This is a genomic window from Paenibacillus sp. GD4, from assembly GCF_030846225.1.
Taxonomy (GTDB): domain Bacteria; phylum Bacillota; class Bacilli; order Paenibacillales; family NBRC-103111; genus Paenibacillus_G; species Paenibacillus_G silviterrae.
Genome location: NZ_JAVCYK010000001.1, coordinates 2781078 through 2796891, shown reverse-complemented (window position 1 = coordinate 2796891; position 15814 = coordinate 2781078). Strand labels below are relative to the sequence as shown.

15 protein-coding genes and 1 tRNA gene are annotated in these 15814 nt (G+C 51.7%); 2 read left to right on the top strand and 14 right to left on the bottom strand.

The genetic code is table 11. The features are described from left to right. Positions 1-16: 16 nt before the first annotated feature. The 8 genes from secG to RAC89_RS13180 form a co-directional block, all read right to left on the bottom strand. Positions 17-256 carry a preprotein translocase subunit SecG gene (gene secG, locus RAC89_RS13215; protein WP_284643436.1) on the bottom strand — a complete coding sequence of 80 codons (240 nt, stop codon included), beginning with the start codon at positions 254-256 and terminating at the stop codon, positions 17-19. A gap of 180 nt (positions 257-436) precedes the next feature. Continuing rightward, complete coding sequence (locus RAC89_RS13210; RefSeq protein ID WP_306613997.1) at positions 437-1144, bottom strand: M50 family metallopeptidase; 708 nt, start codon at positions 1142-1144, stop codon at positions 437-439. Positions 1145-1240: 96 nt separating this feature from the next. After that, on the bottom strand, positions 1241-2533 hold the full coding sequence (gene eno / locus RAC89_RS13205) for a phosphopyruvate hydratase (RefSeq protein WP_306613995.1): 1293 nt from the start codon (positions 2531-2533) through the stop codon (positions 1241-1243). A 35-nt stretch (positions 2534-2568) separates the two neighbouring features. Further along, on the bottom strand, positions 2569-4104 hold the full coding sequence (gene gpmI / locus RAC89_RS13200; protein ID WP_306613993.1) for a 2,3-bisphosphoglycerate-independent phosphoglycerate mutase: 1536 nt from the start codon (positions 4102-4104) through the stop codon (positions 2569-2571). Between the two features lies 1 nt (position 4105). Beyond that, the gene (tpiA, locus tag RAC89_RS13195) at positions 4106-4858 is read right to left on the bottom strand and encodes a triose-phosphate isomerase (protein WP_306613991.1); all 753 of its coding nucleotides are present in this window, start codon (positions 4856-4858) and stop codon (positions 4106-4108) included. A gap of 15 nt (positions 4859-4873) precedes the next feature. After that, on the bottom strand, positions 4874-6055 hold the full coding sequence (locus RAC89_RS13190) for a phosphoglycerate kinase (protein WP_306613990.1): 1182 nt from the start codon (positions 6053-6055) through the stop codon (positions 4874-4876). Between the two features lie 267 nt (positions 6056-6322). Further along, positions 6323-7327, bottom strand: coding sequence for a type I glyceraldehyde-3-phosphate dehydrogenase (gap, locus tag RAC89_RS13185; RefSeq protein WP_284643430.1), 1005 nt, complete (start codon positions 7325-7327; stop codon positions 6323-6325). A gap of 54 nt (positions 7328-7381) precedes the next feature. Beyond that, the gene (locus RAC89_RS13180) at positions 7382-8419 is read right to left on the bottom strand and encodes a sugar-binding transcriptional regulator (RefSeq protein ID WP_306613988.1); all 1038 of its coding nucleotides are present in this window, start codon (positions 8417-8419) and stop codon (positions 7382-7384) included. 205 nt (positions 8420-8624) lie between these two features. Between RAC89_RS13180 and RAC89_RS13175 the strand changes: the two genes are divergently transcribed. After that, positions 8625-8699: transfer RNA gene (locus RAC89_RS13175), tRNA-Arg, on the top strand. Between the two features lie 180 nt (positions 8700-8879). Continuing rightward, positions 8880-9461 carry an ATP-dependent Clp endopeptidase proteolytic subunit ClpP gene (gene clpP / locus RAC89_RS13170; RefSeq protein WP_284643428.1) on the top strand — a complete coding sequence of 194 codons (582 nt, stop codon included), beginning with the start codon at positions 8880-8882 and terminating at the stop codon, positions 9459-9461. 48 nt (positions 9462-9509) lie between these two features. Here the strand turns inward: clpP and RAC89_RS13165 are convergent, their stop codons facing one another. From RAC89_RS13165 to rapZ, 6 genes are all read right to left on the bottom strand, one after another. Next, positions 9510-10325 (bottom strand): hypothetical protein, encoded by an 816-nt coding sequence (locus tag RAC89_RS13165; protein WP_306613985.1) that lies wholly within the window; start codon positions 10323-10325, stop codon positions 9510-9512. A 168-nt stretch (positions 10326-10493) separates the two neighbouring features. Beyond that, positions 10494-12272 (bottom strand): stalk domain-containing protein, encoded by a 1779-nt coding sequence (locus tag RAC89_RS13160; RefSeq protein WP_306613984.1) that lies wholly within the window; start codon positions 12270-12272, stop codon positions 10494-10496. 176 nt (positions 12273-12448) lie between these two features. Next, positions 12449-12718 carry an HPr family phosphocarrier protein gene (locus RAC89_RS13155; protein ID WP_010500412.1) on the bottom strand — a complete coding sequence of 90 codons (270 nt, stop codon included), beginning with the start codon at positions 12716-12718 and terminating at the stop codon, positions 12449-12451. 221 nt (positions 12719-12939) lie between these two features. Then, on the bottom strand, positions 12940-13869 hold the full coding sequence (gene whiA / locus RAC89_RS13150) for a DNA-binding protein WhiA (protein ID WP_306613982.1): 930 nt from the start codon (positions 13867-13869) through the stop codon (positions 12940-12942). Positions 13870-13875: 6 nt separating this feature from the next. Continuing rightward, positions 13876-14856: a gluconeogenesis factor YvcK family protein gene (locus tag RAC89_RS13145; RefSeq protein ID WP_284643424.1), complete on the bottom strand. Its 981-nt coding sequence runs from the start codon at positions 14854-14856 to the stop codon at positions 13876-13878. Then, on the bottom strand, positions 14853-15752 hold the full coding sequence (gene rapZ, locus RAC89_RS13140) for an RNase adapter RapZ (RefSeq protein ID WP_284643423.1): 900 nt from the start codon (positions 15750-15752) through the stop codon (positions 14853-14855). Before rapZ ends, RAC89_RS13145 begins: the two co-directional genes overlap by 4 nt. Positions 15753-15814 lie beyond the last annotated feature (62 nt).

Sequence of the window (15814 nt, the reverse complement as noted above, 5' to 3'; positions counted from 1 at the left end):
CTGCTTGCGTTTATGTTTATGCAGATCTAACAAAGAATGCCACAACAATCGTCAAAAGAAAGAACACGATCGCCAGACCCATCGTTAAGCGAGACAAAAACAGCTCCAAGCCGCGCGCCTTCTGCTTCCCGAACAAATGCTCCGCACCTCCGGAGATGGCACCGGAAAGACCCGCGCTTTTCCCCTGCTGCAGCAGTACCGCCGCGATCAGACCGAGAGAAACCACAACCAGTATGATTTTCAACGCTAATTCCATTATTCCACCTCCTGCGAGAACCAAGGATAAATGCTGCATTCCTACCGGAATGTCTGCCATTTACCAAGGTTGATACGAAGTAAGTTACATTTGTAACGTTTAGCATCAACATGCCGGGTCAAGCCCAGAAAAGACAGCATGTCTATTATAACATAGGAAGAGAGTCATGACAAATCCTTACTATTCCCCATAGCCTGGGCCGGAGAGCATCTTGGCACGACGGGGCTTTTTGCCCCCCAGGAAGATTCGTATCGCCTTCCCCGCACACATGAGAGCGAACACAGTAAAGATCGTTCCCCACACGACGGGCGGCAGCGGAGTCACCATACTAAGATTCGTTGCGTCCCCTGCCTTAGACGGGTCCTCCAGCGCATACAAGATCAGCGAGAATGGCCCGAACACCGATTCCTCCAATGTTAAGAACGCCAGCAGAAGGTAATAGATATCCCTCAGCCAACGGGGCACGAAAGCCAGCATGACTGTATTCAACACTATAAAGCCAACGGTCCATATGATGCCGAATTCATTGCGGATGAACAGCACCAGAGCCAAGACAGCAATCAGTGTCATGAGCTGCAAACCCAGTTTTTCTTTTCCTTTTGCTCGGACATGGAACAAGAACAGCGCAAACAGCGAGGCCATCATATAGCCCGACAAGGAGATGGGAATCATGCTCCAATTCGCCATCACTCGAGAATACGTCACGCCGCTATGGTTCGCATACAGCTCTATGTACCTAACCTCCCCCTGAAGTGCCAGGGTTGCTACGGCGTGGCCAAACTCATGAATCATCGTATCCAAGTTGCGGAACACATCGGAGAAGGGGATCAAGTGCGTCAGAAAGGCAGATAGGATTAGAAACAATACGGTTTTTATCAGATTGCTCATCCGTCAATACGTCCACCCTTCTTCATGGCATGAGGGGAAAAAAGCTCCAGAACCCCTAATACAAAGGGCCCTGAAGCTTATATCTATGCGAAGAAATTACTTGAAATTCTTCAGATTGTAGAATGCTTTCTTTCCTGGGTACTTCGCGACGGAAGCCAGTTGATCCTCGATGCGGAGCAATTGGTTGTACTTCGCTACGCGGTCCGTACGGGAAGGAGCACCTGTTTTGATTTGGCCTGCGTTGGTAGCCACAGCGATGTCGGCGATCGTGCTGTCTTCGCTTTCACCGGAACGGTGGGAGATAACAGCTGTGTAACCTGCGCGCTGTGCCATTTCGATCGCGTCAAATGTTTCTGTCAGCGTACCGATTTGATTTACTTTAACAAGGATGGAGTTACCGATGCCTTGCTCGATACCGGTGGACAGACGCTCTGTGTTTGTAACGAACAAGTCGTCGCCAACGAGCTGTACTTTGCTGCCCAGACGGTCGGTCAGAAGCTTCCAGCCATCCCAGTCGTCTTCGGAGCAGCCGTCTTCGATGGTGATGATCGGGTATTTATCTACCCAAGCCGCCAGGAAGTCTACCCATTCAGCGGAAGTGTAGGACTTGCCTTCGCCTTCGAGGTGGTATTTGCCGTCCTTGAAGAACTCAGTGGAAGCAACGTCCATACCCAGGAATACGTCTACACCCGGCTTGTAGCCTGCGCGCTCGATAGCTGTGATGATCGTTTGGATCGCTTCTTCGTTGGAGCCCAGGTTAGGAGCGAAGCCGCCCTCGTCGCCTACAGCCGTGTTCAAGCCTTTCTCTTTCAGTACGTTCTTCAGGCTGTGGAAAATTTCCGTACCTGTACGAAGAGCTTCCTTGAAGGAAGGAGCGCCTACAGGCAGAACCATGAACTCTTGAACGTCAACGTTGTTGTCGGCATGCGCGCCGCCGTTGATGATGTTCATCATAGGAACCGGAAGCTGTTTGGAGTTGAATCCGCCGAGGTATACGTACAAAGGCACATCCAGAGCTTCTGCCGCTGCGCGAGCAACTGCCATGGATACAGCCAGAATCGCGTTAGCACCCAGCTTGCCTTTGTTAGGCGTACCGTCCAGCTCAATCATGCGCTTGTCGATGCCGACTTGATCCAAAGCGTCCATGCCAACGATCTCAGGAGCGATGATGTCATTTACGTTCTCAACAGCCTTGAGAACGCCTTTGCCGAGGTAACGGCCCTTGTCGCCGTCGCGAAGCTCTACCGCTTCGTATGCGCCTGTGGAGGCACCGGAAGGAACGATCGCACGGCCGCGTGCGCCGGACTCCAGGTATACTTCTACTTCTACGGTCGGGTTACCGCGGGAATCCAATACTTCGCGTGCATAAACGTTAGAAATAGTGGTCATGACTACAATACACACTCCCATTTTTTGATATGAATTTAACCGATTAGCGGCTTTCCAGTCATCTCTTCCGGCTGGCTAACGCCAAGCAAAGAGAGGACCGTAGGGGCAATATCCGCCAGAATGCCATCGTTTCTTAGTGTAACATTTTTGCTGGTCAAAATAAAAGGCACCGGGTTTGTCGTATGCGCCGTGTTACGGGTCCCGTCCGGATTCGTAACCAAATCCGCGTTACCGTGGTCCGCCGTGATCAATGCCACGCCGCCCTTGGCCAGAATCGCATCGACCACCTTGCCGAGGCAATCGTCGGTAGCTTCAACCGCCTTAATGGTTGGCTCAAGCAAACCTGAATGGCCTACCATGTCCGGATTCGCAAAGTTCAGGATGATCACATCCTGACGCTCCGCTTCAATCTCCGCTACTGCCGCAGCAGCCACTTCATAAGCACTCATCTCCGGCTGCAGATCATAAGTCGCAACCTTCGGCGAATTGATCAGAATGCGTGTTTCGCCCGGAAGCTCCACATCACGACCGCCGCTGAAGAAGAACGTTACATGCGGGTACTTCTCCGTCTCGGCAATGCGCAGCTGCTTCAGGTTGTTCTGAACCAGCACCTCGCCCAGCGTGTTATCCAGGTTCTTAGGCTTATACGCAACATACCCGTCAACGGATTCACTGAAAAGTGTTAAGCACACATAATAAAGATCGGAAGGCACTTTATCGCCGCGATCGAAGCCGCGGAAATCGCTGTTCGTGAATACTTGGGACAGCTGAATCGCACGGTCCGGGCGGAAGTTGAAGAAAACTACTGCGTCTTGGGATTCCACCAAGCCCACAGGACTGCCGTCTTCCTTCACGATAACCGTAGGCATAACGAATTCGTCAAATACGGACTTTTCGTAGGATTCTACAATCGCCTTCATCGGATCCGTGTATTTCGGTCCGTCTCCGTACACCATGGCACGATAGGACTTCTCTGTACGCTCCCAGCGCTTATCACGGTCCATCGCATAGTAACGGCCTTGCACGGTGGCAATCCGCCCTACGCCCAGCTCTGCGATTTTTGCTTGGAGCTGCTCCATATAGCCCTTCGCGCTGTCAGGAGCTACGTCACGGCCGTCCAAGAAAGCATGGATGTAAACATCGTCCAGCTGCTCCTTCTTGCAGGCTTCCAGCAGGGCAAACAGGTGCCCGATGTGGCTGTGAACGCCGCCGTCCGACAGCAAGCCGTACAGGTGCAGCTTCTTGCCGTTATTCTTCGCGTGGCGAATGGCTCCGAGAATCGTTTCGTTCTCGAAGAACTCACCCTCACGAATGGATTTGGAGATACGAGTCAGGTCTTGATACACGATCCGGCCTGCGCCGATGTTCAAGTGACCTACCTCAGAGTTCCCCATTTGACCTTCAGGCAGTCCTACCGCCTCACCGCACGCTGTCAGCGTCGTATGAGGGAATTCCGCCCAGTACCGGTCGTAGTTCGGCTTCTTCGCTTGGGCAACCGCGTTGCCCTGCACATCGCCGCGAAGCCCGAAGCCGTCGAGAATGATTAACGCTACCGGTTTCGGTCTGCTCATCTTACTTCGCCCCCTCGACAAGCGCGATGTAGGAAGCCGGCTCCAAGCTGGCGCCGCCTACGAGTGCCCCGTCGATATCGGAAGCTTGCATGTATTCCGCAATGTTGTTCGGCTTTACGCTGCCGCCGTACTGAATGCGCACTTGATCCGCCACTTGCTGGCTGAATTGACCGGCTACCAGCTGACGAATGTAGCTGATCACTTCGTTTGCATCGTCAGCCGTAGAGGACTTGCCTGTACCGATCGCCCAGATCGGCTCGTAAGCGATGACCACTTGAGCCGCTTGTTCAGCGGACAAGCCTTGGAGAGCCGCTTCCGTTTGTACCTTGCAAACTTCCTTCGTTTGGCCGGCTTCACGCTCTTCAAGCTTCTCGCCTACGCATACGATAGGAGTCAAACCGTGCTTGAAGGAAGCAATTACTTTTTTGTTAACGGTCTCGTCTGTCTCTGCAAAGTATGCACGACGCTCCGAGTGTCCGATGATAACATAATCAACGCCGAGATCTTTCAGCTGAACGCCGCTGATCTCGCCTGTGTAAGCGCCGTTGTCTTCCCAATGAAGGTTTTGTGCGCCGACCTTCAGGTTCGTGCCTTTAACCGCCTCAACCAAGGCAGGGAGGTTTGTGTAAGGTGCGCAAATGACGCTGTCTACACCGTCTACTTCCGCTTTGCCCTTCACTTCGTTCACGAAAGCAATGGATTCTTGAACGGTCTTGAACATTTTCCAGTTACCCGCAATAATCGGTTTCCGCATGGATCCTGTCACTCCTTATTTATCGTTCAGGGCTACTACGCCTGGAAGCTGCTTGCCTTCCATGAATTCCAGGGAAGCGCCGCCGCCTGTCGAGATGTGGTCCATCTTGTCCGCCAGGTGGAACTTCTCAGCAGCCGCCGCAGAGTCGCCGCCGCCGATAACCGTGTAACCGGTTGTTTCCGCGCAGGCTTCCGCTACGGCTTTCGTTCCTTCCATGTACGGAGTCAATTCGAATACGCCCATCGGTCCGTTCCAAACTACGAGCTTGGAGCTTTTGATAACGTCAGCATAAATTTTACGAGTTTCCGGTCCGATATCGAAGCCTTCCCAGTCTGCCGGGATGCTGTCCACAGGGACAACCTTCGTATTCGCATTGTTGCTGAAGTCATCGCCAACAACGATGTCCACCGGCAGAAGGAAGTTCACGCCTTTTTCCTTAGCGCGGCGCTCGAACTCTTGAACCAGCTCAAGACGGTCCTTATCGAGCAAGGATTTACCGATCTCGTAGCCCTTCGCTTTGAAGAAGGTGTAGGACAACCCGCCCCCGATGATGATGTTATCAGCAATCTCGATCAGCTTCTCGATAACGCCGATTTTATCTTTTACCTTGGAGCCGCCTACAATTGCCGTGAACGGACGCTCCGGGTTGTTCAGCGCTTTGCCGAGAACCTCCAGCTCCTTCTCCATCAGCAAGCCGGATACGGCTGGCAAGTAATGAGCGATGCCCTCTGTAGAAGCGTGTGCACGGTGAGCTGCGCCGAACGCATCGTTTACATAAACATCAGCCAGCTCGGCGAACGCCTTCGCAAGCTCCGCATCGTTCTTCTCTTCACCGGCATAAAAACGCACGTTCTCAAGCAGCAATACATCACCGTCATTCAATGCAGCTACTTTTGCTTTTACCGCTTCGCCGATCGCTTCGTCCGCTTTCACAACCGGCTTGCCCAGCAATTCGGACAAACGGGCAGCTACCGGAGTCAAACGGAGCTCTTCGACTACTTCGCCCTTCGGACGGCCCAGGTGGCTCGCCAGAATTACCTTCGCGCCGCGCTCTACCAAGTATTTTACTGTAGGCAATGTTTCACGAATCCGTGTATCGTCCGTAATTTGGCCGTTTTCGAGCGGCACGTTGAAATCTACCCGTACAAACACTCTTTTGCCGCTAACTTCGATATCCCGTACGCTTTTCTTGTTCATCCCGCACGCCTCCCGAGGTCGTAATTTCCGTATCTATTTGACCTTTCCTACTTACACACAAAAATTGTGGTCTGACGCATTTGAATTCAACGGACCAGATAGCAAATGGGGGTGTGCCGGAGAGCGTAGCGAGGGCCTTTGAATTTGGATAACATCCACTTCTTCTAATCCAGTTATCCAAATTCAAGAGACCCGGAGGCACATCCCCATTGCCTTTACCGGCGGGGCTGTTGAATCAACTTAAGTCACACCACAATTTTTAACTTCTTACAAACCTTTTTTCGCGATGAAGTTAGCCAGATCCACTACGCGATTGGAGTAGCCCCACTCGTTGTCGTACCAGGAAACCACTTTAACCATGTTGTCGCCTACAACCATAGTGGACAGAGCATCGATTGTGGAAGAAGCTGGGTCACCGTTGTAGTCGCTGGATACGAGCGGCTCTTCGGAGTAGTTCAAGATACCTTTCAAAGGACCGTTAGCAGCTTCTTTCAAAGCAGCGTTAATTTGATCTACAGTTACGTTCTGGGATAGTTCAACAACCAGGTCGGTAACGGAAACGTTTGGTGTAGGAACACGCATAGCCATACCGTTCAGCTTGCCTTTCAGCTCAGGCAGTACCAAGGAAACGGCCTTAGCAGCACCTGTAGTGGAAGGAATGATGTTCTCAGCAGCTGCGCGGGCACGGCGAAGATCCTTGTGCGGCAGGTCAAGAACGGATTGGTCGTTCGTGTAGGAGTGAACAGTAGTCATCATCCCTTTAACGATACCGAACTTGTCGTTCAACACTTTCGCGAACGGCGCCAAGCAGTTTGTCGTACAGGAAGCGTTGGAGATTACTGTGTGAGAAGCTGCATCGTATTTATCTTCGTTAACGCCCATTACGATGGTGATGTCTTCGTTCGTAGCAGGAGCGGAGATGATAACCTTCTTCGCTCCGCCCTTCAGGTGAAGCTCAGCTTTTTCCTTCGCAGTGAAAATACCAGTGGATTCAACTACGATTTCAACGCCGTTAGCGCCCCAAGGCAGGTTCTCAGGGTTGCGCTCAGCAAATACTTTAACCGCTTTGCCGTTAACGATCAGTGCGCCTTCTGTAGCTTCTACAGTAGCGTCCAATTTGCCGTGAGTTGTGTCATATTTGAGCAGGTGTGCCAGTGTATTTACATCCGTCAGGTCGTTGATAGCAACGATTTCAACCTCAGGGTTGTTCAAAGCTGCGCGGAATACGTTACGTCCGATACGTCCAAATCCGTTAATACCTACTTTTACCATGTGTATGGCCTCCTAAAAATTGTTTTTTTATGGTCAAGACAGAGCTAGGCTCCGTCATGATATCAAACCGTCGATTCGCTTCATGATTTCCATGGCGGCCGCTTCATCAATGATGAGGATGTCCTCATGGCCGTGCAGCAGCACTGAAGCAATCGCCTCGCCTTTACTCTTCCCACCTGCAACTCCGATCACCGTATCCATCTGCTGGATATCCTCGATCCGTAACCCGACGGTTGGCATCTTATGTAGGATGTTCCCGTCACGGTCAAAATAATACCCGAATGCCTCAGCCAATGCACCATCCCGCTGCAAGCTTTCCTTCGTAGCTTCATCAACCTTCCTGCGCCTTGCCATAACCAGAGCATCCCCGATCCCATGGATCACGATGCGGGCCTTGCGGATGAACTGGATAATCTCAAGAATCGTATTATCCTGCATCAGCGTCTGATAAGCTTCCTCGCCCAGATGATCGGGTACGTGAAGCAGCCGATATCGAGCGCCGGTCTTCTTCGCCATCGTGGAAGCAATAGTATTCGCCTGAAGCTCCACACTCTCGCCAAGTCCGCCGCGCGCTGGAACGAACCAGCAGCCCTTCAGCGGCGACGTCGCGGTCAGATGATAAGCTACCTCCGCCAGCGTCGAGCCTCCCGTGACAGCGATGACCTCATCGCTTGCCATTTGCTTACGCAGCACGGCCGCGCCTGCACGCCCCAGTTCCTTCTTCGTATGCGGTGACACATCCGAATCGCCGGGTACGATAACAACCTGCTTCAGTCCGTAATGGGAACGAATACGCTCTTCCATCTCCGTTAACCCGAACAGGTCCTTCACAAGCGGCTCAATGCTTTCCAGCAGCTGTCTGCCGCTGTAGCTGATGCGCATCCCCGAAGCTTCGATCTCGATCAGCCCTTGCTCCTTCAGGAAATCGACTTCCCCGCGAAGAATCCGCTCCGTCGTATTCAAGGATACGGCAAGTGTTCTTCGGCCTACGGTACCGGAAATCATGATGTGCTGCAGTATGGTATACCGCTTCTTCATGGTGTCGAGCAAATCCGGCAGAAGCTGCTTCTGAATATCAAGGATTTCTCTCATGGTACACTCCCGCCGCTTCCGTTGGACACTTTTCGTCCCAGTACTACATTTTTAGTCCCACTTGCTGATTTCATTATATATAATCTTGGTTTAAATTTCAAGGAGGTGCTTGAAAATTCCACTTGATGCCTTTCATTATTTGGGGCTTGCAATTTATCGCCGGGTATCATATAATAAATTTCGCTGTCACTCAAATAAATATTGTGCGCTCGTGGTCCAATGGATATGACGTAGGCCTCCGGAGCCTGAGATCAAGGTTCGATTCCTTGCGAGCGCGCCACTTTACCCTAACTAGTTTCTTTTTTGACTGGTTTTTTTATTTTATAAAGTTTGACCTTTCTTGACCTTTATCCGATAATTCGGTAAAATAAGTACAGCCTGAGAATGTTATCCCATTATTTGCGTATACATACTCAGGCATGTGATAATCCTTGTAATGATAAAAAGGAGGCTGCAGCTTATGAGTTTCATTCCAATGGTTGTTGAACCGGATGCAAGAGGAGAACGCGCATATGATATTTACTCCCGACTGCTGAAGGACCGCATTATTTTTCTCGGAACCCCGATTAACGACGTTGTAGCCAATGCAATTATTGCGCAATTGCTGTTCTTGGCTGCCTCCGACCCGGAAAAGGACATTCACCTCTACATTAACAGCCCAGGCGGATCCATCACTTCCGGTATGGCGATTTATGATACGATGCAATTCATCAAGCCTGATGTGTCCACTATCTGCGTAGGTATGGCCGCTTCCATGGGAGCGTTCCTGCTGGCTGCAGGCGCGAAGGGCAAGCGCTTTGCTCTGCCGAACAGTGAAGTGATGATTCATCAGCCGCTCGGTGGTGCCGAAGGCCAGGCAAGCGACATCGAGATTCGCGCGAAGCGCATTCTGAAGATGCGCGATAAGCTGAATACGATTCTTGCCGAGCGCACTGGCCAGACCTTCGAGCGCATTGAGAAGGACACCGATCGCGACAACTTCATGAGTGCTGAAGAAGCCCGTGAATACGGTCTGATCGATAAAGTTATCGAGCGCGTGTAAACAGAAAACCGACTCCGTCACATGGCTAATGTGATGAAGTCGGTTTTTTTATTCTCCCGTATAAAAATAAAACACATGACTGCGCATTCCTGCCTCAACCGTGACCTTCAACTTCCTCCCCGGCTCAAAGGGCTGATCCGGCTTGAAGGAGACTCCGGTCATGGAAGCGCCCGATACACCTGGAATGTACCTCTCTGGCTCATCTGCATACCTCACCCGAATTCCTATGTTATCCCGGCTCCCCCGCCAGCCGGCGCTTACCGTAACGTCCTTGGACACGTCTCTCGCTTCGGCCACAGGATGGGTAAAGGTAACCCAGGTCTTTTCCTCGTAGAAGTTCCACACAACCCACAGAGCGCCGCAGACGAGAAGCACGCCCACTGCGCGAAAGCTCTGCTTGCCCGTTAACTGTAAAGCCGAGGTGTGAGTAAGGAGTGCCCTTAACGAAGCAAGCAGCGCAATTGCTCCTGATACCACCAGCCATGTGTGTAATGACAAGCCCGCCATCCAGCCTGCCGTATCGTTCGGAGCCCATCCGCGAGTGAAGCTCCCATCGTACATCTGCCACATCACAAAGGCCGGCAGTTGAGAGAGGAGCAGTGCAGCCATTCCTAGACAAGCTATGACCAGCAGTCCCTGTTTTACCGGCCTAGCAGCTGCTCGCTTGACCGTTTCAGCCCCTGTCACACAGAGGAGCCCACCCAATACAGTAAACGTACCCCACAGCCCGATCTCCGCCTCCTTCACCTCACCGAGCAAGTACCATGGCACGCTCGGAACATAGAGGCTGCCGATTACAATCGCGGAAATGCCCGTTATACGAATCCATTTTTCCACTGATGCTTGGATCCCGCTGTTTTCCATCCCCTATTGGCCCTCCTTATACACGTATCATCCATACAATTGGATAACGCTTTTCAGCGCTGCAAAGTTCCGCCTCCGAAGATCATTGTCAGTCGTTTATCAGCAGCGCATCAGGAACGCAAAAAATCCCCTCCAGTCACCGGGACCGGAGGGGATGAAGCTTACACCTTATTCTCTTTCATCCAACGGATAGAAGATGAGATCGATCGGGAAGGCCGATCCGGCCGGAGGGCTAAACTCGATGTCGAGCGAATCCTCCTTGCCTGTCGTACGGGCCAGGATCTGCATGCCGTCGAACGCGGTCATGACACCGGACTCCGGCACCAGGCGGATGTCGCCGTTGATCTTGAACGGCCCTTTGAACACGCCGCCCTTCGGCAATATCATCACCGCCATCTTCCTTGGCTTATCGGCATGGATTTTGTAGACCACGCCGTAGTTTCCTTCGTTCAGCACGTTCTGCTTGCGCATCGGGTCATAGCCGGAAACAAACGGATCTTCCTTCCCGTCCCCGATGATGAGCCTTGAAGCCTTATCGAAGTTGGTCGCGTCAATCGTCCAGTTCACCTGGGATACCGGGAAGGATCCGCGCACGTGGCCGTTGAACGCCAGAAGCGGCAGCCGCTGCAGCGTATCCGATGTTACCTTATCCGTAGCTACGAAGGAAAACTGTACTTTACCGTCGGTCTCCAGATCGTAGAACAGGTTCACGCCTTGCCCCGGATAAAACTCGGGGAATTGCTTGTAAGTAAACGTCTGCCCTGCCGGTACCGTCAAGCTTTCCGTCAACGGATCGTTCAACAGGAAGTCTACTGTCGCCTCGCTGCCGATAAGATTCGCATAAACGGACGGCCATACCTCGCCGCGGTTCGTCGTTTTGATCGTAACGGGCTTATCCGTCATGTTTTTCGCGAGGATCGCGAGCGTTACTTTTTCCTTGGTTCCGTTAATGTGATCCGCATACAAGCGTCCCTTGCCGTTGACCTCGTCCTGATACAGAATCCCCTTCTCCGTGAATTCCTCCGGACTATCGCTGACCAGCAGCAAGCGGGATTTATCCTCCTCAACCTGCTTAGGCAGCTGCGGCAAGTCCCAGTAATGGCCGTACAGTATACTCCAATCGGTCTTAATGAAGCTGCCGACTGGCTTCTTGTAAAGCGGGTATTCGACCTGGCTCAAATACGTTGTATTCTCAATGACGAGATTTCGCGTATATCGTGCACTTTGATTTCCATGACGGTCCGACACGGTCAGAGTAATCGGGTACGTTCCCGGCTCGAAGTATACCTCTTTCTTATTTTCCCACTTCCAGTCCGCGATGCCTTCCGCATCCGGGTCATAGCTCAAGTCCACATACTTGATCGTTTCCCCGATTTGGTAGGTCGATTTGGCGAAGGTAAACTTGGCCACCGGTTTGGAATTGCCGGAATTCGGATTAACAATGCCGCTAGGCGATTTCACATGGATGATCTCCACACGGCGGAGCTCATCGTTGTACTCATATCTCGCACCCATGTAATCTGCGAGCCAGGTCAGCTTGATCAGCAGACGCCCGTTTGCCGTAATATGAGCGACCGAATCGAACGGCACCATAACGCCATTGATCCAAACCGATTTATTATCGCTGTCGAGCGTTATTTTCGTTCCTGGAGGCGTCATTTCAATCTGGCGGGTCGCCGCATTCCATTCCACCTTCACACCCAAGGCATCGCCCAGGAATTTGGCAGGTACGAACATTTTGTCCTGAATGATTGTCGCCGGTGCGTCCAAAGTGATTTGCGTGTTGTTGTAGAACGCCTCCGCCTTATCCACATAAAGCAGGATATGCGTGGTACCGGACGATACCGGCACCTCTTGCTCTGCAGCTCCCGCCAGCGGGGCCAAGCATAACGTGAACAGCATACCGATGATCAACAATAAGGCCAGTTCTCTTCTTAGCGGTTTCATTTCCGTTTCTCCTCTTCTCTCTACATCCTTCGTTGCCCATGCCAAAAAAACCTCACCGCACAGACAAACACGTCATCTTAGACGCATGTCATAGCAAAAAGGTTTCGTTGGGACAGCGCGGAATTGAACAACCCAGGGAAAAGAAAAAGCTTCCTTGCGGAAGCAATGGGACCGGGCTATTGGTTCTCCAATTCCTCTTTACTAACCAATGTGACTAAAGCGTTTACAGCCTGCTCAGCGTCCGAACCTTCCGCACTAATGTGTACTTCTGTGCCTGTGCTGATCGCCAAACTCATAATCCCCATGATACTTTTGGCATTCACTTTCTTCTCGTCCTTTTCCACAAAGATCTCAGAAGAAAATTTGTTAGCCTCCTGAACGAAAAGCGCCGCCGGTCTGGCATGAAGACCTGTTTTCAACTTGACGACTACTGGGCGTCTCGACATGCAACCAATACCCCCTACAATCTTTATAATGCAAAATGATGAAGGACTTTCGCCCCAGATTCGATGGATCTTACCGGTCCAAGAGTGACGAACCATTCCATGTACAGACAGCTGTAATCTTGCAAAAAAAGCGATTTTTCAACCATTATATCATTTTTCGGTAGATTGCACTAGAAAAATTGAAAATTTACACAAAAAAATGAAAAACAGTGATGAACAATTTATGACCTGCGTAATTTTTCCGCCATCTCATCAATTTTACGGAGACGGTGATTTACGCCTGATTTGCTTACTTGGCCTTTCAAGAGATCGCCGACTTCCTTAAGGTTCATATCCGGATGCTGAAGGCGAATTTCCGCGACCTCCCTCAGCTTCTCAGGTAAATTCCCGAGGCCGATTTCCTTTTGCAGCAGACGAATGTTCTCGATTTGCCGCACGGAAGCGCCGATCGTTTTGTTCAGATTCGCTGTTTCGCAATTGACCAAACGGTTCACGGAATTGCGCATATCCTTCATAATGCGTACGTCTTCAAAACGGAGCAGCGCCTGATGAGCCCCGATCAGATTGAGGAACTCGATGATTTTCTCGCCTTCCTTAATGTACAGCACAAAGCCCTTCTTTCGTTCAATGCAGCGGGCATTAAGATCGAATTCATTGGCCAGCTGACACAGCGCCTTGCAGTGTTCTTCATACATAGAAGAAATCTCCAGATGGTACGATGAGCCCTCCGGATTATTCACCGACCCGCCCGCCAGGAAAGCGCCGCGCAAATAAGCCCTTTTGCAGCAGCTGCGGCGAATGATCCTGGACTCAATGCCGGGCGTGAACAGGAAGCCTTCCGAAACGATACTGAGCTTCGCCAAAATTTCCTGTACTTGGCTGGGTACCCGAACAATGTAGACATTGTTCTTCTTGAGACGCATCTTTTTCCGAACCAACAGCTCGGTATGCACCTTGAACTTCTTCTTCAGGAGAGAATAAATCCTGCGCGCGATCGCCGCATTCTCCGTAGAGATATCCAGAACCACACGCTGGCTTGTCAGCTGAACGCTGCCGTTCATACGAATCAGTGCCGCCAGCTCCGCATTCTCACAGCAGTTGTCCGCTTCGATCATCGTCAATTCTTTTTTCGTTTGTGCGGCGAAGGACATGGAACATCACCTCTTCTTGAACATCCAGCTCTCCACCAGCTGATAAATATGCTGACTTAGCCGCTCGGCATCGTGGCGTAAATACGTCCGAAACAGCACCAGCTGGTCAGCAATGATTTGGTAGCTTTTGCCGGAGATTTTGTCTTCATCCACGGGTACTACTTTGGCACCCTTCTCGGCGTATCGATGCTGTACCTCTTCCGGTATTTCCCCGTTATTGATGATGACATAATCGAACAGATCATGTCCAACGTGCTCGTAGATCGCATTAATGTGATCGCTAACCGTATAATTGTCCGTCTCCCCAGGCTGGGTCATCACATTGCAGATAAACACCTTCAGGGCCTTGGACTCCACGATCGTTTGAGCAATTTCCGGAACCAGCAGGTTGGGAATAATACTGGTGTAAAGACTGCCGGGACCGACGATAATCGAATCCGCCTGCCGAAGCGCTTCCAACGCCTCAGGCAGCGGCTTCACATCCGAAGGCTCGATAAACACCCTGCGGATGACGCCTCCGGCTTTGGGAATCTTCGATTCCCCCTCCACAATCGTACCGTCCGTCATTTCCGCTTTGAGAATGATGGCATGGTTCGCAGTCGGAAGCACCTGACCCCGTACCGCAAGCACGCGGCTGAGCTCCCTCACGCCGGTCACGAAGTCCCCAGTAATATCTTTCATTGCAGCCAAAATTAGGTTACCCAAACTATGTCCGGCTAATCCGTTCCCCCGATCAAAACGATATTCAAGCATCTGCCCCAGCAGCGGCTCTACCTCGGATAACGCCGTTAGCACGTTGCGGATATCCCCCGGAGGAACCATCTCAAGCTCCGAGCGCAGAATGCCGGAGCTGCCTCCGTCATCCGCCACGGTAACGATCGCCGTAATATCGACGGGCATCTTCTTGAGACCTCGAAGCATGACGGAGAGACCTGTTCCGCCGCCAATGACGACTACCTTAGGGATGTAGCTGTCGGCCGGGGTCATCTCCGCACCTCAACCCGGTCGCGCTCCGAATCCCGATGCGTTACCCGGACAACCTCGGTTTCACTGTTGCCCATGACTTTCCCCAAGTATTCGGCAATCGCTACGGAGCGGTGCTTCCCTCCGGTACAGCCGATTCCTACGACAACCTGGCTCTTGCCTTCCTTCTTGTACTGCGGAACAAGGAAATGAAGCATATCCAGAAGCTTCGCCAGAAATTCCTGAGTCTCGTTCCACTTCATCACGTATTCGTATACATCAGGATCCTGCCCTGTATTGGGGCGAAGCGTCTCTACATAATGCGGGTTCGGCAAGAAACGAACATCGAAAATCAAATCCGCATCAATCGGAACGCCGTATTTAAAGCCAAAGGAGATCACATTTATAGATATGCTGCTAGAGTCCAAATTGGTGAATCGGGAAATAATTTTCTCTTTGAGCTGCGCCGGTTTGATACTGCTGGTGTCGATTACCTGTGTAGCCAGTCCCTTCAGCTCCTCGAGCAGCTTCCGCTCCTGCTGGATTCCTTCCAGCGGAGCCCCTGTCGGTGCAAGCGGATGCTTTCGGCGGCTTTCTTTATAACGCTGGACTAGGATCGAATCGGTCGAATCCAGGAACAGGATTTCATACGTCAGTGTATAGTTATCCTTTAAATAGCGGAGCGATTCCGACAGCGACGTGAAAAACTCACGGCCGCGAAGGTCAATCACTAGAGCTACCTTGCCGATCCGGCCCTTGGATTGCTCTATGAGCTCTGCAAATTTCGGGATCAGCACAGGGGGCAAATTATCCACGCAGAAAAAGCCCAAATCCTCCAAGCTTTGCACCGCGATCGTCTTGCCCGCACCGGACATCCCCGTGATGATAACGAGCTTGCCTAGGGTATGCATCTCTTCCATGGCTGTAGCGGCCTCCCTTTTGCTTCCCATGCAGGAACGATTTACTATCTATACCCCCATAC